Genomic DNA, 20560 nt, shown 5'->3' with positions numbered 1-20560 from the left:
TTTCGTGGCCAGCGCTCCGTTTGTCTCGTCGAGCAATACAAGGCCCGCGGTCCCCGGCGTCGTATCTGTTCTGAACGATCCGCGAAGGCGGTGCGATATCCGCATCCAGGACATCAGAAGAGCACATAGAGGGCGTCGATCTTTTCGGCCCGATGCGCTTCGTCGAGACCTTCGAACCGCATGAAGGCGGCCAGTCGCGCCCGCGGCGAAATCCATTGACGGCGTATAGGTGGAGGGCAAGCCGGCATCGGAGGTGCCCCCAGCGCCTAAAATCTCAATACCCAGGCTTCCACTTTTCCCTTGCCTTTGACTTCGATAGCGCCGCGCGGCTCGAAGACGAATTGGTCCTTGAGCTGTTCATAGACGGGGCGCGTCACCTGAACAGAGTCGGGAACTCCGGCAGACTCCATGCGGCTCGCCAAGTTCACTGTGTCACCCCATAAATCATAGATGTACTTACTCTTCCCAATGACGCCGGCGACCACTGGCCCGCTGTTGACGCCAACCCTGAGCTTCATAGAGACGTTGTGTTCCATGGCGTGCTCGCGGGTAATGTGGACCATGCGGATGGCCATGCGGACCATGCGCTCGGCGTGGTTGGCTACCGGTACGGGTAGGCCGCACACCGCCATATAGGAGTCGCCCACCGTCTTGATCTTTTCGATGCCGAGATCATTGGCGGCAACGTCGAAGCGCGTGAAGAGTCCGTTGAGAAACATCACGACATCGTGCGGCGGCATTTCCGATGTCAGTGCCGTGAACCCGACCAGGTCTGCGAAGGCGACCGTGACCTCGGCGAAGCCGTCGGCGATCCTCTCCTCGCCAGCGCGCAGCCGATTCGCGATCGGTGCCGGCAGGACGTTGAGCAGCAGCTGCTCGTTCTCGCGGTTCTTGTTCTCTATCACGAGATTCTTCTGGTGCAGATCCTCAACCATGCCATTGAAGGCCGAGCAGAGTTCGCCAATCTCGTCGCGCGTGCGGACCGGCACGCTGGTCGCATAGTCGCCAGCAGAGAAGCGTTTCACCCCGGCAGTGAGATCGCGGAGCGGTCCGAGCAGCGCGCGCGAAAGCCAGGCGGCGATGGCGGCCACCACGAGCAGCGCCAGTCCCCCGACAAACAGCAGATCCCGGCGGAGTTCCGCAATCGGTGCGAAGGCCTCGGCGCTGTCGATCTTTGCGACGAGAGCCCACTTGACACCGGAAATCGCGAGCGGTCCCCATGAAGCGAGCGTCGGGACGCCACGGTATCCGATGATCTCGCCCGTGCCCTCGACACCGGCGAGCGCGGCACGGGTGGCCTTGGTGTCGGCGCGCTGATGCAGCACTGGTGTCCCGTAGCGCTGAATGGCGGCGATCTCCTCGTCCGAAGCGCCGGCGAATTTGAGGTCGGCGAAGTAGTTTTCCCGGTTCTCGTAGAACACCCGCGAGCCTGAGCGCGCCAGATAATCGGGTCCGACGAGATAGGCCTCACCCGTGTCGCCGAACCCTTCCTGCCGCCAGCGGCGGTTACCAGTGACAACGTTGTCGATCTCATCATTCGACAGTTGCGCGACCAGCGCGCCGATGACGACGCCCTGGGCAATCACCGGTGCTGCCATAAAGGCGATCGGTGCGCCGCCAGACGGCGCATAAGAGGAGAAATCTTCGAGGCAGATGGCTGACGGATCTGCGATCTGCGAGCAGCGGGCGACGGCGGCCGCGACGTTGGTGCGACGGTACGGACCCAATTGAAGGGACGTGGTGAAATCCACCTCCTTCTCGACCGTATAGATCAGGCGACCTGATTTGGGATCGGCAATCATGAGATCGAAAAAGCCGACCGTGGTCGCCGCAGCGCGCATCAACGGATGATATATGGCATGCAGCCTGGTGTATTCGCTTCCGTCGCCGGCGTCGTCGAGAAGCTTGCGCCGCTCCGGCGAGTTGGGATTCTCCACAATGTAGTGATACTGCAGATAGTAGGGGGCACCACCGACCGGCAGGTAGTCCGACAGGGCTGGTTCCCTGCCTAGGGTGCGCGTCATTCCGGGGATGAAGTTCTCAGCGTACCAAACGCCGACCTTCTGCCGCAGGTCAGGCGGCGCGCCTGCCCGGTCGAGTTGGTCGACCGCGATCCGGAACTCGCGTGTCGCATCGACCACCATCTTGGAAGTGGCAAGCAGGCGCAGCTCCGCCTGGATTGTGCGGAAGTAGGTTTCAACCTGGCGCGCCTTGGTCTGACGGGCGGCCGTGAGTTGGTCGAAGACTGCTTTTTCGAGGGCGTCGCGGGCGCGGAAGTAACCGAGAACCCCGGTCACCAGGACCGCGGTCGCGCCAAGAAGGACGAGGGTTGTAAACAGCTTTGCGGCCAAGCCCCAGCCCGCGGGGCGGGATGAGCCGGTCACATCTTGAGAAGACATGAGATCTGACATTGCTTTTGCATCACGCCTTCGGGAACAGGAGCGTCGGCGTCGAGTCGGACGGCAGGCCAAGAATATGTTTCATCTGTTACCCTCTCCCTCGCGTATGCATACCAACTTTACTGCGAGACGTGGAATGCGTTGTCGATTTGCCCGTGGGACCGCACTGCGCAGAAACGTCGCGGTCGCACCGACACCGTCCCCTCGTTCTATCGCTGGGTTTAGCAACTATACTCACCAACTGCATAGCGCCGCTCCGTGCGCCGTGCCACCCCGGCGAGTAAACGGTCACGCGGACCATCCGACCAATGGCGCGGGCTATCTTCCTTTGGCTCGGCAGTAGTGCCAGACTGGATGGAGGGAGCACGACATGAGTGAGGCCCGCAAAATTGCAGCGATCCTGGTCTCGGATGTGGTCGGCTACAGCCGGTTAGCCGGCGCAGATGAAGATCGCATCTTGGCACGGTTGCGGGCGCTGCGCAGCGATCTCATCGATCCCACCATCGCTGTTCATCGTGGTCGCGTCGTCAAGCGCACAGGCGACGGGAGCCTCGTCGAGTTCAGCAGCGTGGTGGAAGCAGTGCGCTGCGCGATCGAAGTGCAGAACGCCATGCTTGAGCGCAATGCCGGGGTGCCGGATGATCGCCGCATCGAGTTCCGGATCGGCATTCACTTGGGCGACGTCGTGCAAGAACGCGATGGCGACCTGATGGGCGATGGCGTCAATATCGCCGCGCGCCTTGAAGGCATATGCGAACCCGGCAATATCTGTCTTTCCGAGCAAGCCTATTGGCAGGTAAAGTCAAGGCTCGATATCGCAATCTACGATCGCGGCGCGGTTCAGTTGAAGAACATCGCCGAGCCGATCCGGGTCTATTCGCTGCAGGTCGGAGTTCCCGCCAAGGCCAAGCCCGCGGCACCGGCTGACGCTCTCGTGCCGGAGAAATCTTCGCACCCGCTCGCGCTGCCCGACAAGCCTTCGATTGCCGTGCTGCCCTTCGTCAACATGAGTGGCGACGCCGAACAGGAATTCTTCACCGACGGGCTGACGGAGGACATCATCACCGATTTGTCGAATGTGTCCGGCTTCTTCGTCATCGCCCGCAACTCCACCTTCGCCTACAAGGGCAAGCCCACCGACGTCCGTCAGATCGCTCGCGATCTGGGCGTCAAATATATTCTTGAGGGCAGCGCACGGCGATCCAACAAGCGGTTGCGTGTCAATGTGCAGCTAATCAATGCGACCGAAGGCGGCAATCACGTGTGGGCCGAGCGCTTCGACCGCGATATCGCCGACATCTTCGACGTTCAGGACGAGGTCACGCGACGCGTCGTTGAAGCGATTTCTGGCAAGCTTGGTGACAAGAATATTGTTGCCCATTCCCGACCGTCAAATCTGGAAGCCTATGATCTTTGTGTCAGGTCGCGAGGCAAATGGAATGTTTCGCGATCAGACACCAGTGAGGCCTGTGACGATTTGAAACGTGCCGTACAGATCGATCCGAACTACTGCGAAGGGCACAGCAATCTTGCCCTATCATTGCTATTTAGTTGGTTTATCTGGGGAGGCCCGCAGACGCCTCGTCGCGCAGAGGCTCTAATGCACGCGCAACGAGCGGTGGAAATCGATCCCGGCGATTCTCACGCACGCATGGTTGTGGGCTGCGTTCATCTCCACGAGCGGAATTGGGATGAGGCGAAATTTCAGTTCGATGCTGCCATTCGGATAAATCCCAACAATGCAGATGCAGTGGCATGGAGCGGTGAGCTTCAGACCTATTTAGGCGAACCGCAAGCAGCGCTGAAGGCGTGCGCAGAGGCGCTGCGCTTAAATCCTCGCGCTCCCGGTTGGTATTTCTGGATTATTGGAGCGGCTCAGATCTCCGCCGGTTACTATGAAGAAGCTATTGCATCCTTAAGCCGGGAAGAAACCTATGGGACCGGTTCGAGAGAGCACCTGATTGTCGCACTTGCCCTTGCCGGCCGCGTTTCGGAGGCACAGGAGGAGGCACGGATATTCCTTGCGGGAAATCCAAATTGGAGGTTCGCTGATTTCTCTGCGAACTCCCCCTTCAAGAGCCGGAGCTCTGCGCAGCCGTTTGTTGATGGCTGGCGTCTGGCGGGCCTGCCAGATTAGGCATGGCAAGGGGCCGTTTTCCAAGGGACCTGGCAATTAAATCTATGCCGAAAGGCTCGAACAGTCGCGACTCTTCCCCTTCCACAAGCTCCAGGCCAGTTCCTCGCCGTCACGCGCAAGATTTCTACGCCACGCGTGGTTGAGCCGGCCGGGGTTTGACCACGGTGGCGAGTACGATGCCGGCGACGATGAAGGCCGCACCGACCAGATCGTAATCGTGCAAGTCCTCGCCGAGCAGCAGATAGGCGAGTATGGCGACGAACACCGTCTGCAGATAGAGCAACATGCTCGCCCGGCTCGCGCCGAGCGTTTCCACGCTTTTGTTGTAGAGATAGTACATCAAGGCGCCGCCGGGACCTGCCAGATAGGCGAGCGCGAGAATGCTGTGGACGTCCATGGCGGAGCGTTCGTCGTTGAACAATTCCCACAAATGGAAAGGCAATGCGACCAGCGCACCGGCGCCGAGCAGCAGCACGACCATCGGCAGGAGTTCGATGCCGAATTTGGCACGGCGCAAAAGCACGGTGTACAGGCCCCAGCTGAACGCGCTGCCGACGATCCACAGCTCGCCGGCGTTGAACTTGAGTTGCAGCAGCGCCGTCAGGTTCCCGTGGGCAACGATGAAAATCATCCCGGCGAGCGCAACCAGCGCGCCAAGCGACTTCCACAGGCCGAGCGGCTCGCCAAGCACGAAACGGGCGAGCACCATGGTCATGACAGGCGACAGCGCCATGATGATGCCGGCCGTGGTGGCGTCGGTGTCGTTGAGGCCATGGTAGATCATACCCTGGCACAGCGTGAGGCCGATCGCCCCCACGGCGACGACCTCCACGGCGCGAGTTCGCAAAAGCCCTATCATCGCGTCGTGATGATGGTGCACAATCGGCAGCAGGATTGCGCAAGCGAGCGTCAGCCGCCAGAAGCAGAGGCCCCAGGGCGGCATTTCAGGCGCCACCCATTTGGCCGCGATATAGACCCCAGCCGAAAGCAGCCAGCACAGGACGGCGGTCGGATAGCCGGTCAAGGAGGATACGGGCCCGACCACGGGTTGCGCGGCTTGATGCGCTATCGGCATTGCCTGCATGTCATGCCCTCCCCCTTCGATGACGTTGGCCCGTGGGGCAATATAACCTGCGTCGTTGGGTCGTGCATTCGTTTTGAAATGATGGGGTCGAAAAGGAATCTGCTCTCGGCCGCCATGTGTCTTTCGAGGGAGCGAATAGGCTCTTTCCCGCGCCATCCTCAGCGGGCTGCAATCACAGGGTCTTGCGCGGTCGCTCTCACGAAATCAAACAGTGCCGGCGTCTGGGCGTGTCGGGTGGTGTCTTCGAGAAGATTGGCATCGGGGCTGGAGTCCCTGGTCTTCTCGATCTTGCCGGCGAGCACATCCTGGTAGAGGCCGGGCACCCGGGTTTCGGCATAGGTCAGCCATTCCTTCATGGTGACCGTGCCATCGCCGTCTGTGTCGGCAAGCTTGTGCGTGCTGGTTCCGGTCGTCAACCCCTCCTTGAGCGCATAGGTCAGCAGCCCCTGGCCGAGTGAACCGCTCTCCAGGGCAACGTCGTCGGCCTGGGTGGCCGCAAGGATGCGCATGCCCTTGTCATAGGCCAGTTGACCAAGCCCGTGATCGCCCATCGGACCAGGCTTGAAGCCTTCCGGCACCCCCGCCGCGGAGTGACAGGCGTCGACGATCATCACCATCTCGCCGGCATCGACATCGCGCAGCCACGCCGTCAGTTCCTCGCTCGAGATCATTCTGTCCAGCTTCGTCAGGTCGTTGCCCGAATCCGACGGCAGGATGTAGAAGCGGCCCTGCTCGTTGTGGCCATGACCGGAGAAGGCAAGGATCACAACATCGTCCGGCGTCGCCTTCGCCAGATGGTCGATGACCGGGCCGATCTCCTGCCGCAGCCGCGACCGTTCCACCTCCCCCTTGCCCGCCAGAAGATACAGCACCGCCTGGATGTCGGCCTTGCTGGCGTGGTCGACCGCGGGGATCTGTTTATCCCCTTCCGTGCGCGCGTAGTCGGTGGTCAGCAGCACCGGCACCACGTCGTAGCCCTTGATTCCCCGCAGCGCCGTCTCGATCGCCCTGGCGTCGGCCACAGCGAAGTTCAGCCGCAGTGCTTCGTTCTCGTACTCGTTCACTCCGACCGTCACCACATAGGCCCGCGGCTTCGCCGGAACGGCTATGCCCTGCGGCACCGTGTAGCTGTCGTCGGTGGCTGTCGCGCTCTTCACCCGGTCCTCGTTGAACCCATAGGCCGTGAACGTCACCTTCTTGCCCTTGTCACCGCCTGCAAGCCGGACCGGGAAGACGTGCCTCGCCAGGATCTTTCCCGGCGTCATCGCCACGCGCGAAGCGCTGCGCCACGCACCAAGATCTTCGCCGACCACCGCCGCATTGTCCTTCGGCTCGGGCCACTGGCCCACCAGTTGCCCTTCACGGAACAGCCGTACGTCGTAAATCCCGGTGCTCGTCTTGCCATTCGGCTGTGAGGCATCTTCCTTGCCCGATGCCTCAACCTCCACCAGGGCAACACCAGGTGTCGGCCCCGCCTTCACACTCACAATCCGTACATCCGGCTGGATCCGATTCAGCGAGGCCAGCGGCCGTACCGGCTTGAACGCGTCGGCGCACGCGTTCGCATTCTTTCCGCTCACCTCAGCCCCATGGCACGCCAGCAGCCGGCCAAGCAGGTTCGGCTCGTAATAATCCCGCATGAATATCTCGGGCAGAAGGGCCTTGAAGGGATCATCGCTGACCACCCAGCTGACCAGCGGCATGGACTCCAGGGCCGATGAATCAAATCGCCCGTCAGCGTCAAAGCTCATCCAACAAGATGTCGGGACCGAACGATCCGCCTGCCCATTGCCTGCGTGGCTGCCCTCCACGTCGCTCCGGCAGGTACCCTCACGGCCAAAGACGATCGTCTGCATCAGCTTGCCGCTTGGAATGTCCCATATTTTCGCGGAGCCATCGTCACTTGCCGAAACCAGCAGCGTTCCGTCGCCGGACACGTTCAGCGAAGAAATCCTCGCGACGTGGCCAAAGAAGGATCGCTCGACCTTGCCGGCGACATAGTCGAAAATTGCGATCTCGCCGTCATCCTTGCCGAATGCAAGTCGCCTGCCGTCCGGCAGAAACGTCAATCCCAGCAACGGGATATCCACGCTCTTGAGCTTCTCCCCCGTGCGTATGTCCAACAGGCTGAAACCTTCTGCAGGACTGACCACCGCAATCTTCGAACCATCCGGTGAAAACGCCACGCCTCCGATGTTGGTCGACAAGCCAGCGAGATTTCTGATCCGCTTTCGGTTTCCTGCATCCCAGAGCGAAATCGTTGCCTTGGTTTCGTCCGAGACTGCGATCATGGCTCCGTCGGTGGAGACGGCGATACAACGGCGTCTGTCGGCGGCACTCTCGTCCAGCATAAGCCGAGCACGAGAGTCCAGATCCCATATCAACACGTGCCCCGCGCCGTCGGTCGTCACCAGTTGATGGGTCTTGGGAAGGAACACTTGAGCCCCGTTGCATCCACCGTGATGGTCCAGATTGCCTTTTTGAAGGCGTGAACCAATTTTTGAGTCGACGCTCCAGAGACGCGTATCGCTTTTTGAATCGACAACCAGGAGTTGACCGTCCGAGGACAAGGCGATGGATCCCGAATATATCGGCCCATTGCCCAGGTTCTCGAACACGCCTCGGCCATCGTCGTCGCGCCATAGCGCAACCGGGCCTGCCACGGGAGCGAGTATCAGGTGGTTTCTGGAGGGCCGGAACGCCGCAGACCCAATTGGATCGATCGATGCGCCGACGATCTCGTCGCCCTTGTCGGAACCGGCGCTCAGCAAAAAAATCGGAGAGCCGTTCGACCGCAGGCCGACCGCCAGAAGCGATGGTTGCGCAGGCGAGAAATTGAGTGAATCGAGGTCGCCGTCGACGGAAACGGTGCGCAGAAGCCTAAGCGTGCCCGCGTCCAGGAATTCAACAAGGCCCATGCGGTATCCGAGGGCCACGTAGTGCCCATCGGAAGACATTGCGGATTCCGTCGGCACGTTCTTTCGAACCGGAACTCTGGCCAGGACGTGGTTGCTCTGGTCCCTGATCGACACGTCCTGGGACGTGGTTACCAGTATCTTGCCGACACTGTCCGAGAACGACACGCTGGTGGTGTCATCCCCCAGATCAACCTCTGTGTCGTTGCCGAGCCTGGGGTCAAGGAACAGGACCCTGCCGGGGCTCCATGATATGGCCGCCCATCCAGTTCCATGGCGTTCGATCTTGCCGTAACTTATGTCGGGCGTCTTGCGGTAAAAGATCGGCTTTGCGACCGCAATGTCAAATATCTCAATGCCGCCCTCCTCGACGAGGGCCACCTCTTTTCCATCAGTCGAGATCGCAATCGAATAGATCGCCTGGTGTTGCGTCGCGTATTCCTGCAGCACTCGACCGCCCTTCAGGTCCCACAACAGAAGCCGCCCCTCATCGTCTCCTGTCACTGCGGTCAGCCCGTCGTCGGAGAAGCCAAAAGCACTGACGTGCACTCCGATCGAAGCGCTGCTGTTGCTGCCGTCAATAACGCGCAAAAAACGTCCGGTGTCCGCGTCCCAGAGCCTTGCTGCCGGCTCACCATACCCGCCACCTGTGGCCAGCAGCTTGCCATTGGGTGAGAACGTCACGAACGAAGCCTCCTGCGGCCGCAGGTTGGGCACCAGGGCAGCGAAATTGTCTGGGCCGCGACTACCAATGTCCTGTGCAAAGGCGACGCCGCACAACACCGAACAAATCAGGAAAAAGTACAGGACCTCGAAAATTACCCGGTGTGGTCTCATGCGCAGCCCTCATTGAAAGCTGTCGCGGCTTGCCGCGAACTCTCTTTGCAACTGGGTCGGTGACAGTCGTCGCTTGCCTTCGAAGATCGACACGCCCTACGCCGCGCGACGCGTCGCAGCGTAGGGGCGCCGACGATGCTCTCGCTATAACCCGTTGCGCGCTACTGCCTCCAGAATCGGCACGGATGTGGCATGATGCATCCTAGTTTGCCGTCTTTTCGGCAACAACATCGATATTGAGAGGCGACAGATCCTCACCCGGTATGGGCGCCGGCTTCGGAACCGGCTTTCCGTCAAAGAACACCTTGATCTCGTCTTTGCGGCGGTTCTTCAATCCTACCAGTTCGACACCTGCCGCACGTGTCCATCTGAGGAGCTGTTCGGGGACACGATCAAACTGCTTTTTCTTGACGACCGCGAGAAGGGTCGAGGTCTTGAAGTTGTTGCCGCCAACATTGAACGTAAAATCGACAAGCGCGGCATAGGCGCCGTCGTCGATATCTTTTGGCACGGCCAGCTGCACAGTGATCTGGGCCTTCGACATGTCCTCGATAAGCAGCTCTTCACCGCGCTTTTTCGAGATACCTTTCAGGAACTCCACTTCGTTACCCGTACCGTCGCAGTTCTTTTTCTTCAGGAGATGGCCGTAGCCGACGGTGCAGTAGCCAACGGCATCATTATAGCGCTTGGGGACCCACCCTTCCCATTTCTTGGTCAATTCAATGCCGGGCCGGTATACCTTGCGCAATTCCACACCCTGCGGCAGTACATCCTTGGTGTCTTCCAGGAGGATGCCCGGCGCATGCTTGTCCTTGAGGGTTTTCACCGCCTGACCGGCTTGGACGTGCGCGATCGAGACTGTTGTCACGCATAACGCCAGAAGAACAGCCTGCGACCAAGGCTTACGCTTGAACCCTTGCCTGTCCGATTGTGCTTTCTTGAAAACTGTCATTGTCTGTCCTTCTCCGACTTGCCGAGTTAAGGTTGAATTTCAATATCCATCCGCATGGTTGCCCAGGAATTCAGATCAAAATCCGGAACCTGGGCGGAGTCCCTGAAACCAGGATTAGAGAGCCCAGCGAGAAGCCAGCCAAGCGGGCCGGCATCTCTGGGATCTATGCCCTGCTGCTCGAGGAAATGGACGTTGACTGGCGAAGTCGTCGCAAGCACCAGGTAGGATTCAAGGCCGGCGGGCGGCCCGACCTTCAGTGGCGGTTTTGTGCTGATCGTGACGCCAGCCTGCAATTTGTCCCCTGATCCGCCATCTCCCAAGACATACACAGATCCGCTGCTCCCCAATCCGATAATTGAATAGTAGAGATCTTGTGATCCTGTATTTGTGAGGCTGAAGCGAAAATATTCTCCCTGCTTCATCGGCTCTATGCCCGATGACACCACCGGAGCCTCGCCCTCCACGCTTGTCTTGCCGTTCTCGGTCTTAACTGTCACACGGACAAGAGAAACCGTGACCGCACCTGCCAGCGGGGAAACGCTGTTCGTCAGCGCGCGCAGGTTTTCCTGTCGGGCTATCTTCTCGAGCGCGCCCGTAATGCCATCGACAGCGGCACCGTCGTCCTTTGCCGAAACCGTGTAGCCATGCATGGCCCCAACCTGGTCTCGCGGCGTGATGTAGTAGACCTTGTCGCAGCCGGGGCTGAGCGTTTTGCGTTCCTCCATCGGAACAAGCTTGCCACCGTTCAGGCACCCCATGGCGATCACCATCGTCGCCTGGCCTAGATCCTGCACCGGCCGCACCAGCGCATTGTCGCGTAGTCGATCAGCGAGCGCTGCCTTTATCGGCAGGACCGCCGCAGCGATGCCCAGCTCTGGAGGTGGATCGGCAATAGCCACCGCAACCTTTTGCTCAACGGAATAGGGCGAGACGATTCGAACTTTCGACGCAGTGGTCACAGGCTCGTTCGGGGCTTTGACCAGTTTGGCAACCGAAGTCGCGACGTCGGACGAAATTACGACCGCGTTCGCGATCTTGCCGTCCTCACCGACCAGCTTGGTTGCCTTGCTGGAATACACGGCCAGGATTGCTCCTGGTTGAATCCCCTGCGCCTGGCCAACTGCGACCGAAATCTGGTCCTGCGTCACACTTGTGACCGAAATGAAGGGGGGCTGGCGGGTTCCTATTCCGCCCAAAACCACCCTGTCGAAGTCTCCTTCCGCCTGTGGATGCTGGGATGGCGCGCGTTTTTGGACATACCTCTCGGCTTGCATCACTGCTTCGCGATAGGTCAGCTGTGGAGATCGCTTGAGCGTCTGGACCAGATAGTAGGTCAGCAGCCCATGATACTGCGAACCCGATGCGGTAGCGACAAGATCCTCGTTGGACACTTCATCGGCCCGGGACCCTTCGATGATCGAGTATGAGCGGCCTGAATCCGCGATCGACGCATCCTTGCCGTGACGCTCAGCAGGCGCATCCTTCAGCAGCCTACCGTCCAGCGGCGCCATGCGGGCAGCAAGCGTGGGCTCTTTTGAAATCGTGCCTGAGTGGCAGCTGTCAAAGATCAGCACGATGTTATGGGAGTATTGCTTGAGCTGGGTCAGCCAGGCCTCGATTTCATCGTCGCGTATGTCGGTGCCACCCGGACCACGGCTGTCCTGTGCAACGATGGTCTCATCATAGCCATCGCCCTCGTCGCCATTGTCATCGATGGCCAGGGAGCCGTGACCGCTGAAGTAAAACAGGAACGTCGCATCCGGATGCGCTTTTGCCTTCTCGATCAATTGCTCCGCAAATGCCTCTCGAATGCCGGCGTGGGTCGCCTGGGCGTCCAGCAAAACCCGGTAATGATCGCCGTCGTCGGGAACCCCGTAGGTGCCGGTCAGCAGGTCCTTAACGAGGGCAACGTCGTTTGCGGTTCCATGAAGGTCCGATGCGTTGTAGGCGGAGCCTGGCGTCTTTGCGTAGCTGTTTATGCCAACAAGGAGCGCGAACACGCCCGGCTCCTCGGCGAATACGACGCGAGGACACACCAAGAGAAGCAAAGCCACCAAAAGCGCCCGGCAATGCCGCTTGCTTACTGTGAACATCGTTTCGCTCCAGAGACCACAAAGACCTGGGCAAGGCAGCCCGTTATTCGAAGCCTATTGTGCCGGCCAGTCACTTGCGCTGAGCGGCAAATTCAGTGCGCTCAGGTCTTCAACCAAATCGCCCCTGCCGCAGCTGACGCCATCCTTGTATTGCACCAGCGCCGCATGGAAGCTTCGAAGGAAGGACCAGTACACCAATGCCGCATCCCTTGAGGTGACAAATTTGTTGAGTTTGTTCTTGAGGGCGACGCAACTGTCGTGGATTTCCGTTTCGGATACGGGCTTGGGGGATCCAAGCGGCGCGCCGTCCGTGATCGCCTTGACAAATCCGGCAACCTTGTCGGCTCCTGCCGATATCAGATCGATCACCGGTGCCCGTGCTGCCCCAACACCGCTCTTCACCTCGGTCAGCGGCAGGCCGAAATTGGAGATCTTGAACCCTTCAGGCGAAAAGTTCGTCGGCAGTTGCGAGTTCAGCGTCTTCAGGTAGATGTTAACCTTGAAGTTGGTCCCGTTATACCGCAGCTGATTGGGAAATCCGTCATCCAGCAACGTGAACGCGCCCGTTGTGTTGTCGACGATCGAGACGTCGGTGTATTTGCTCAGGAGCTTGCTGAGGATGGTCGCGAACGGAGCATAGGCATCCGAAACCGCCTGAACACCAGGCGACAAACCGGCCAGAGAGGCGGTTCTAGACAGTTGCGACAGCTCGGTCAGCAACGACATGTCCACCGACGTATTGGAACTATATCTGACCTTCATCGAGAACGAGATTGTATTTGTCTCAGAATCCACGACGATGTCGTCGATGAGGATACCGTTCCTGTTGATGACGATGTTCGACTTCTCGGATGTCGTGACGAAGAGGAATTTGCTCTCTTCCCACGTTGCCGACATGATCGGTTCGGTGGCAATGATCTTGTCGCCAATCGCCACATCGAGACTTACGATGTAGTTTCCCGACTTGTTTTGGAACCTCGACTTTATCAACGATTGCAGGAACGCCGAAGCCGATTGACTTCTTGCAGCGCCGTCCTTTCCAGTAAACGCAAAATCGTAGGTGATCAGCCCATAAACCAGCCGCGGCTCTACGGCTGCGAAGCTCGGGTGCGCTACGGCGGTAAACTCATCGGCCAGTACGCCAAAAGGGTGGGAAAGTACTAGAACAAGAGCTGCAATCAGTTGCCTGAAGCGCATTTCACCCCCCCGGATGGCTTCTTAAACCGTACTCTCCATTTCTATAATTAGGAAGGGGAACGCATACTAGATGAAGCGATTTCTGTTTGCCTATCCGCACTAAGGATCGGCGGGTTGCCGTCGAAATCTGCGTTCCAAAAGGTGAATGGCGAAGCCGCGCCGTCCATGTATCGCTATGTGAAATTGAGCCCCTACCACGAAACGCACTGACGGACGTGCAGGCATCCATGCCTGCGAGGTCAAGGCATTGGTGCCGAAAAAATCTGAGGCGCCGCTTGAAGTGATCCTTTTTCATGGAACTGCGCTTGTGCCCAATCGGATCTGTTAGGCCAAAGGCTGGATGTGGGAGACGAGGACGATCGCGATCATCGACTTGATCCGGCCCAAAGCAAACATTGACTAAGCCATACTGCATAGCGTCCCGCCTAGCGACGTTGCCACACTTTGCCGGAACGGCTGCAATGCGCTAGCCTGCAAACATGCGCAGTCGCTGATAGATCATTTCGCTGAGGGGGCGAAGATTCATGGAGATGCAGCAAGTCCGCTATTTCCTAGCCCTGTCCAGCACGCTTAATTTCACTAGAGCAGCCGAAGAGTGCAACGTTACCCAACCTGCGCTGACACGAGCGATCAAGACGCTCGAGGAGGAGTTGGGGGGTGAACTCCTTCGGCGCGAGCGCCAGCACTCTCACCTGACCGAACTCGGCAGGCGTATGCTGCCTCTGTTGCAACAGTGCTACGACGCTGCCACTTCCGCAAAATCACTCGCCAAGGCTGTGCAAAGCAGCGACGTGGCGCCTCTTAACGTCACCATTTCCAACAGCGTCAACATTGCGCTGCTGGTATCGCCGTTTACGGAGCTTTTTCGCGCCTATCCCGGAGTCCATCTCAAGATCAACCGGGGCTCGCCGAGCGCTGTCGTTGAGGCTCTCAAGAACGGTGAGGTTGAGCTAGCCGTTGCCGGTCCGTTGGGGCAGGCCTGGGATCGGCTCGACACCTGGCCGCTCTTCCAGGAGGGCATAGAGCTCGTCGTGAACTCCGATCACCCACTTGCCCGCCGCAACGAGGCCGATGTCGCGCTGAGCCAACTGGCGGCGGAACCTGTGCTCAGCCGGATCGATTGGGAAACCAGCGAGGAACTGTCCCGCTGCCTTTCCGCGAAAGGCCTGACGCCTCGCACCGCGCATGAAGTCGAGACCGACCACGACCTGCTGGCATTGCTGGAGGCCAACGCCGGGGTGGGCTTTGTCTCCGTGACGGCACCACGGACGCCGAATATCCGCAGGCTCAAGCTGCGAGACGTCGATATCTCCCGGGTCGTCGCCGTTTACGCGGTTGCCGGCCGACATCGCTCACCCGTGGCCACGACGCTGCTCAACCTGTTGCGGTCGACCGACTGGTCATCTTTTGGCGTCAGCGAGCCCGCCTGAGCGCCGCGATCAGATCGTCGATGTCCATCCGCCGACGGTAGTCGGGATCGACGAAGCGATCGGTGATGATCCCGTCGGTTCCAATGATGAAGGTTGCAGGGATTGGCAGGAACCAGCTGCTGTTGCCCTGATAGTTGGGGAGATCGAGGCCTAGCCCCATCAGCCGCTCCATCTCCGCCCCGACCCAGATCGCAAGATTGAGAGACAGGGCGTAGCCATTGTCCATGTCGGTCAGGAAGGGAAACGTCGCGCCGACGGCAGTCTTCATCGCCTTCGCGAATTTGCGCCGCTCGGGCATGATCACCACGATCTGGCCGCCCAGGGTGGCAATCTCAGGCTGGGCTTCGACGATGCCAATCGCGTTCAAACGGCAATAGGGGCACCAATGCCCGCGCTGAAAGGTGATCACCGCTGGCCCCCTTTGCAGCACGTCGGCCAGACTGACCAGCTTGCCATCGTCGTCAGGAAGCAGGAACGCCGGCATGATATCGCCTGGCATCGGCGCCACTGCGCCTGCCCCTTGTTTCTCCAGGCGCTCCACCAAGCGATCCACCGCATCGGCGAAATTCGCGTCCAGGCGGCGCACCGCGGCGGCAATCACCGCCAGCCGCTCGTTCAGGGATGCATCAAGTTCTATGGCAGCCTGGACGGACTGTTCAAATGTCATTGCCTGGTCGTCGTCGGCCATTTCTGCACTTTCATGGATTGCGTGCACCCTATCATTGGAGCTCGTCGGGCGGGGTCATGCTTTCCTTGCATCGTTTCGATGCCCAAGATGCATCGAGGCAAGTTGGGTTCGCATTCTGTTCGTGGCTCGTCCTCAATTCGTTACAGTATGACATCGTGTTCCTGGTATCCGACGAGAAGGCCGGGATCACGACCACCATACTTTTCCAGTCGCCACCTGCACGTGTTCAATGGAGCTTGATGCGAGGCCGGGTGCGCCTCGCAAACATCTCGCTAATCGAGTCGAGGGCGGTCTTCACAAGGCCATGCACCGCCTGGAGATGCAGCTTGTGGAGAGAGCGATACATCAGCCGGGCGAGCAGACCTTCGATCCTCAGCCCGCCAATCAGGCTACCGAACGAACCGTAATCGGCGAGCGAAACGAGGGAGCCGTAGTCACGGTAGTGGAATGCCGGCGCAGCCCGCCCCGCAAGGCGCGCTGAAACGACTTTCACCAAATGATCTGCCTGCTGGTGCGCTGTCTGGGCTCGTGGCGGCAGGGCATTGCCGTCGCCTGGCAGGACGCAGTTCGCGCAATCTCCGATCGCGAAAACGTTCTCGTCCCCTCTGGCTCGCAGTGTCTCATCCACGACCAGCCGGTTGATGCTGTCCGTTTCGAGGCCATCAAGCTCGCTCAGGAAATCCGGAGCCTTGATCCCAGCCGACCAGACGACGAGTTCGGCCGGCACAAACAATTTCTCGCCAAGCTTGATGCCGTCCTCCGTCACTTCGGTAACTTTGATCCCGCACCGTATCTGGACGCCCAGATCAACAAGCAGACGTGCTGAAGCGCGCGCTAGGCGTTCGGGCAAAGCTGGCAAGATACGCGGCCCGGCTTCGACGATGGTGATGCGGATCAATCTCTCGAAATCGATGTTGTCGAGATTGTGCGATGCAATCTCCCGCATCGACTTGTGCAGTTCCGCGGCCAGTTCCACGCCGGTGGCCCCGGCGCCGACGATGACACAATGAAGCTGACCGGGCGAAAGCTGCTCGTATTGCGCGTTGGCGCGCAGGCACGCGTCTATCATGCGCTTGTTGAAACGGGCAGCCTGCTCCGCCGTATCCAGCGAAATGGCGTGACGCGCGGCGCCCGGCGTGCCGAAATCGTTGCTGACGCTGCCGACGGCCAGCACCAGCGTGTCATAGCCCAGAAGACGCGGCGGGATGATCTGCCTGCCATCGTCATCAAAGCTGGGAGCGACAAAGACCTGGCGTTTGGCACGGTCGATGCCAACGACCTCGCCGATGCGATATCGGTAGCCGTGCCGGCTGGCATGGGCGATGTATTCGACAGCATCGTGCGACGCGTTCAGCGCGCCGGATGCCACTTCATGCAGCAGGGGCTTCCAGATATGGGTGCGGTTGCGGTCGACCAGCGTGACGGAAAGCCGCCGCTTGCCGAACTTGCGACCAAGACGCGTCGCCAGCTCCAGTCCGCCCGCACCGCCGCCGACGATAACCACGCGATGCAGCGACGTATCCGCATGGGAAGGCGTCTCCGGAATGGTACGGAAAAGGGCGGCATTGTTGGCAAGCACCGCCTCGGGGATCAGCCGCATGCCGGGGGTGATGATCTGCATCGGTATTCTCCATCGGTTCCGAGGCGCTGGTCCGTCATTCCTGCGATTCGTGGATCACGATGCCCTGCAGCATGTCGACCTCGCATTCCCAAGGCTTTTCCGAGAGGACGCGCTGGCCATGTTCGTATCCCGCCTGCCAGCGCGTGTGGATTCCTGTGCGCGTGAAGTCGATGTCCTTGGTGTGGTCCTCGCCGTCGAGGCGCGGCGAAAGCAGCCGAACGAGATGCATCACCGAAGGGCAGCCATAGGAGGCCAGTTCCTTGAACATCGGATCGTCGCGCCGCTCCTCGGGTACCAGCTTTCCCATTTCGCGCACGACGTGGCGCAGACGATGCAGTTGCTCCTGACGGGCAACGTGGCTTCTGCCGCGGCTGGCGTATTGGAGATCCTTCTGCCGTCCCATGACCTGCCAGATCGATTTCGGCTCCGTCGCGCGCGGCTGCCACATGTTGACGGCGAAGATCAGCGCGTCGCGCCGCGGACGCTCGTCCAGCACGACTTCGATTGGCGTGTTCGAATAGATGCCGCCATCCCAATAGGGCTCGCCGTCGATGCAGACTGCCGGAAAGGCCGGCGGCAGGGCGCCCGACGCCATGATGTGCGCCACCGACAACGGCATCAGACTGCTATCGAAATACTTGAGCTCGCTGGTGTTGACGTTGACCGCGCCGACTGTCAGCCGCGTATGGCGGCGGTTGAGGCATTCGAAGTCGATCAGGCTATCCAGCGTCTGCTTGAGTGGATCGGTGGTGTAGTAGGAAGCATTCTCCACCCCCACTTCGCGATTGACCCCGAACATGGCGCTTGGGTTCGGTTCGAAAAACCCCGGTATGCCGCGCATCACCGTGCCCATATTGGCAAAGATGTTGCTCGGAACCATCATCCGGAAGAACTCGTCGAGCGGGCTGCTGCGGCTGACGCCGTCCCAGAACTCGCGCAGCCTAGGCAGGCGGTCCTGCGGCTCGTTTCCGGCGATCAGCGCCGCATTGATGGCGCCGATCGAGGTGCCTATGACCCAATCGGGTTCGACCCCGCCCTCGACGAGCGCCTGGTAGACGCCGGCCTGATAGGCGCCGAGAGCGCCGCCGCCCTGCAGCACCAATACGGTCTGTCGCTTGACCGAACCGTCAGCCATACGAACGGCCTCCGGCACGGGTTCCGACGTTGAGGGGTTCCGGGTGATCTTGTTCATGGGCTTTGCGCTCCTCGTTGCCGGTTTCAGTGGGCGGTCCAGCCGCCTTCGATCGGCAAGATCGCGCCGGTGATCGAGGCCGCATCGTCGGAGGCCAAGAAAAGACAGAGCGACGCAACCTGCTCGACCGTTACGAACTGCTTGGTCGGCTGTGCGGCCAAAAGCACATCCTTGATGACTTGCTGTTCGGTGATCCCGCGCGCCTTGGCCGTGTCCGGTATCTGCTTTTCGACCAGTGGCGTGAGCACGTAGCCGGGGCAAACCGCATTGACCGTGATGCCCTGCTCGGCCACTTCCAGCGCTACCGTCTTGGTCAGGCCGGCGACGCCGTGTTTGGCGGCGACATAGGCGGATTTGTATGGCGAAGCGACAAGCGCATGGGCGGACGCAACGTTGATGATGCGACCCCATTTGCGCTCCTTCATCGCCTGCAGGGCGCGCCGGATTGTGTAGAATGACGACATCAGATCGATCGCCACGACCGCCTCCCATTTCTCGATCGGGAAGTCGTCGATCGGCGCCACATGCTGGATGCCGGCATTGTTGACCAGGATGTCGATCGCCCCGAACTCCGCGATGGCCTTGTCCATCATGGCGGTGATTGCGCCCCCCTTGCTCATGTCCGCATTGTCGTAACGAACGGTGACCTCGTAGTCGGCGGCCAGCTTCGCCCGCAAGCGTTCGATCTCATCCGCATCGCCGAAGCCATTGAGAACGATGTTGCAGCCCTTTGCCGCGAAGGCTTCGGCAATGCCTTGGCCGATGCCGCTGGTCGAGCCTGTTATCAGCGCCGTCTTTCCTTTGAGCATCGTCGTTTCCTTCTGTTGGAGCCGCAGCAAAACCATCGAGCAATGGCTGCGGGCAACGGGCCTGCACGCGCCCCGGTTTGAAATTCTGGATCAAGTATGGCCAGCAGCCGAAGGCGACGGAAATGCCGTTGAGACATGGATTCGATAGCCGACGGTCTGATCGCTGCCGCGACGATGTAGATCTCCAGGCCGGGTTGTTTGACGTAGGGGCAGCTAGTAAGATCGCGCCGCAACACGGGTCGTGCGGTATATGCCCGCCCGCCGAGGGGAGTTGCCGTGGAGATCAGCCAGGTCAGATATTTCTTGGCCGTTGCCAAGGAGCTGAATTTCACCAGGGCTGCCGAGCAGTGCAACGTCACGCAGCCGGCGCTGTCGCGCGCAATCAAGCTGCTCGAGGATGAATTCGGCGGGGCGCTTTTCCACCGCGAGCGCCGCTTCACCCATCTCACCGAGCTCGGTCGCATGGTGGAGACCTATCTCGAGGGTGTCTTCGAGAACTCCCGCCAGGCAAAGCAGATTGCCGAGCAATATGTGCATCTGAAGAAGACGCCGCTCAAGGTCGGCATCATGAGCACGATTGCGCCAGACGAAATCATTGAGCTCATCGCTGCCGTCCGGTCGCATCACCCCGGCGTCGAGCTTCACCTTTGCGATTCAGACGCCAAGAGCTTGCGGCGACGGCTGCTCGAAGGCGATCTCGAGGCCGCCATCTACGCCTTGCCTTCGAACGTGCCCGACGAGGACGTGCACTCGCTACCACTCTTTCAGGAGCAGATGGTGATGGCCGTCCATCTGAACCATCGCCTCGCCAACCAGCGAAGCGTGCGGGTGAAGGATATGAGCAATGAAAGCTATATCCACCGCAACAATTGCGAGTTTGCTGGCTATGCCGATGCCATTCTCTCCGAACAGGGCGTCACCGTCAGCCCTGTCTACTGGAGCGATCGTGACGATTGGACACTGGCAATGATCGCTGCCGGGCTTGGCTTCGGTTTCATGCCCGAACACACCGCCAAGCACCCGGGCGTGGTGCCCTTGCCGATCACCGAGCCGGAATTCTGGCGCGAGGTCAATCTCGTCACCGTGCGTGGCCGCAGGCATTCGCCGGCAGTTGGCGCGCTGGTGCGCGAGGCCACGCAGAAGCGGTGGTTCGGCGAGCGGGCAAAGGCGTTGTCCGCCGCTGAATAACCTCGTCGCGAGCAGCAG

Annotated in this window: 13 protein-coding genes; 3 read left to right on the top strand and 10 right to left on the bottom strand. The window is 60.1% G+C overall.

Annotated features, from left to right (window positions below):
- Nucleotides 1–266 precede the first annotated feature (266 nt).
- A complete protein-coding gene (locus AC1D08_RS25100) occupies nt 267–2399 on the bottom strand; it encodes an adenylate/guanylate cyclase domain-containing protein (RefSeq protein ID WP_457153312.1) in 2133 nt (710 codons plus the stop codon).
- A 370-nt stretch (nt 2400–2769) separates the two neighbouring features.
- On the opposite strand from AC1D08_RS25100, the gene AC1D08_RS25095 reads away from it, so the two are divergent.
- Nucleotides 2770–4536, top strand: a complete 1767-nt coding sequence (locus AC1D08_RS25095) for an adenylate/guanylate cyclase domain-containing protein (protein ID WP_457153309.1) — start codon at nt 2770–2772, stop codon at nt 4534–4536.
- Between the two features lie 124 nt (nt 4537–4660).
- Here the strand turns inward: AC1D08_RS25095 and AC1D08_RS25090 are convergent, their stop codons facing one another.
- The 5 genes from AC1D08_RS25090 to AC1D08_RS25070 form a co-directional block, all read right to left on the bottom strand.
- Complete coding sequence (locus tag AC1D08_RS25090; RefSeq protein WP_457153310.1) at nt 4661–5620, bottom strand: DMT family transporter; 960 nt, start codon at nt 5618–5620, stop codon at nt 4661–4663.
- A 158-nt stretch (nt 5621–5778) separates the two neighbouring features.
- Entirely contained in the window at nt 5779–9372 is a 3594-nt protein-coding gene (locus AC1D08_RS25085; protein ID WP_477424301.1) for a caspase family protein, read from the bottom strand.
- 202 nt (nt 9373–9574) lie between these two features.
- A complete protein-coding gene (locus AC1D08_RS25080) occupies nt 9575–10324 on the bottom strand; it encodes a lysozyme (RefSeq protein WP_457155300.1) in 750 nt (249 codons plus the stop codon).
- A 26-nt stretch (nt 10325–10350) separates the two neighbouring features.
- Nucleotides 10351–12417, bottom strand: coding sequence for a caspase family protein (locus AC1D08_RS25075; protein ID WP_477424299.1), 2067 nt, complete (start codon nt 12415–12417; stop codon nt 10351–10353).
- Between the two features lie 54 nt (nt 12418–12471).
- The gene (locus tag AC1D08_RS25070; protein ID WP_477424297.1) at nt 12472–13614 is read right to left on the bottom strand and encodes a hypothetical protein; all 1143 of its coding nucleotides are present in this window, start codon (nt 13612–13614) and stop codon (nt 12472–12474) included.
- Nucleotides 13615–14138: 524 nt separating this feature from the next.
- Here AC1D08_RS25070 and AC1D08_RS25065 point away from each other — a divergent pair.
- Entirely contained in the window at nt 14139–15044 is a 906-nt protein-coding gene (locus AC1D08_RS25065; RefSeq protein WP_457154632.1) for a LysR family transcriptional regulator, read from the top strand.
- On the opposite strand, the gene AC1D08_RS25060 is transcribed toward AC1D08_RS25065, so the two are convergent.
- The 4 genes from AC1D08_RS25060 to AC1D08_RS25045 all read right to left on the bottom strand — a co-directional run bounded on the left by AC1D08_RS25060 (nt 15028) and on the right by AC1D08_RS25045 (nt 19354).
- On the bottom strand, nt 15028–15732 hold the full coding sequence (locus tag AC1D08_RS25060) for a peroxiredoxin-like family protein (protein ID WP_457154633.1): 705 nt from the start codon (nt 15730–15732) through the stop codon (nt 15028–15030). The genes AC1D08_RS25065 and AC1D08_RS25060 overlap by 17 nt on opposite strands.
- A gap of 226 nt (nt 15733–15958) precedes the next feature.
- Entirely contained in the window at nt 15959–17353 is a 1395-nt protein-coding gene (locus AC1D08_RS25055; protein ID WP_477424295.1) for an NAD(P)/FAD-dependent oxidoreductase, read from the bottom strand.
- A gap of 34 nt (nt 17354–17387) precedes the next feature.
- Nucleotides 17388–18545: a patatin-like phospholipase family protein gene (locus AC1D08_RS25050; protein ID WP_477303319.1), complete on the bottom strand. Its 1158-nt coding sequence runs from the start codon at nt 18543–18545 to the stop codon at nt 17388–17390.
- A 26-nt stretch (nt 18546–18571) separates the two neighbouring features.
- The gene (locus tag AC1D08_RS25045) at nt 18572–19354 is read right to left on the bottom strand and encodes a 3-hydroxybutyrate dehydrogenase (RefSeq protein WP_457152713.1); all 783 of its coding nucleotides are present in this window, start codon (nt 19352–19354) and stop codon (nt 18572–18574) included.
- A 276-nt stretch (nt 19355–19630) separates the two neighbouring features.
- Here AC1D08_RS25045 and AC1D08_RS25040 point away from each other — a divergent pair, with 276 nt between their 5' ends.
- Entirely contained in the window at nt 19631–20542 is a 912-nt protein-coding gene (locus tag AC1D08_RS25040; protein ID WP_095080328.1) for a LysR family transcriptional regulator, read from the top strand.
- The last annotated feature ends 18 nt before the right edge of the window (nt 20543–20560 follow it).

This window comes from Mesorhizobium sp. P2_E6, assembly GCF_056403835.1.
Note: the sequence above shows the minus strand (reverse complement) of the source record. Positions and strands in the feature narration are given on the sequence as shown.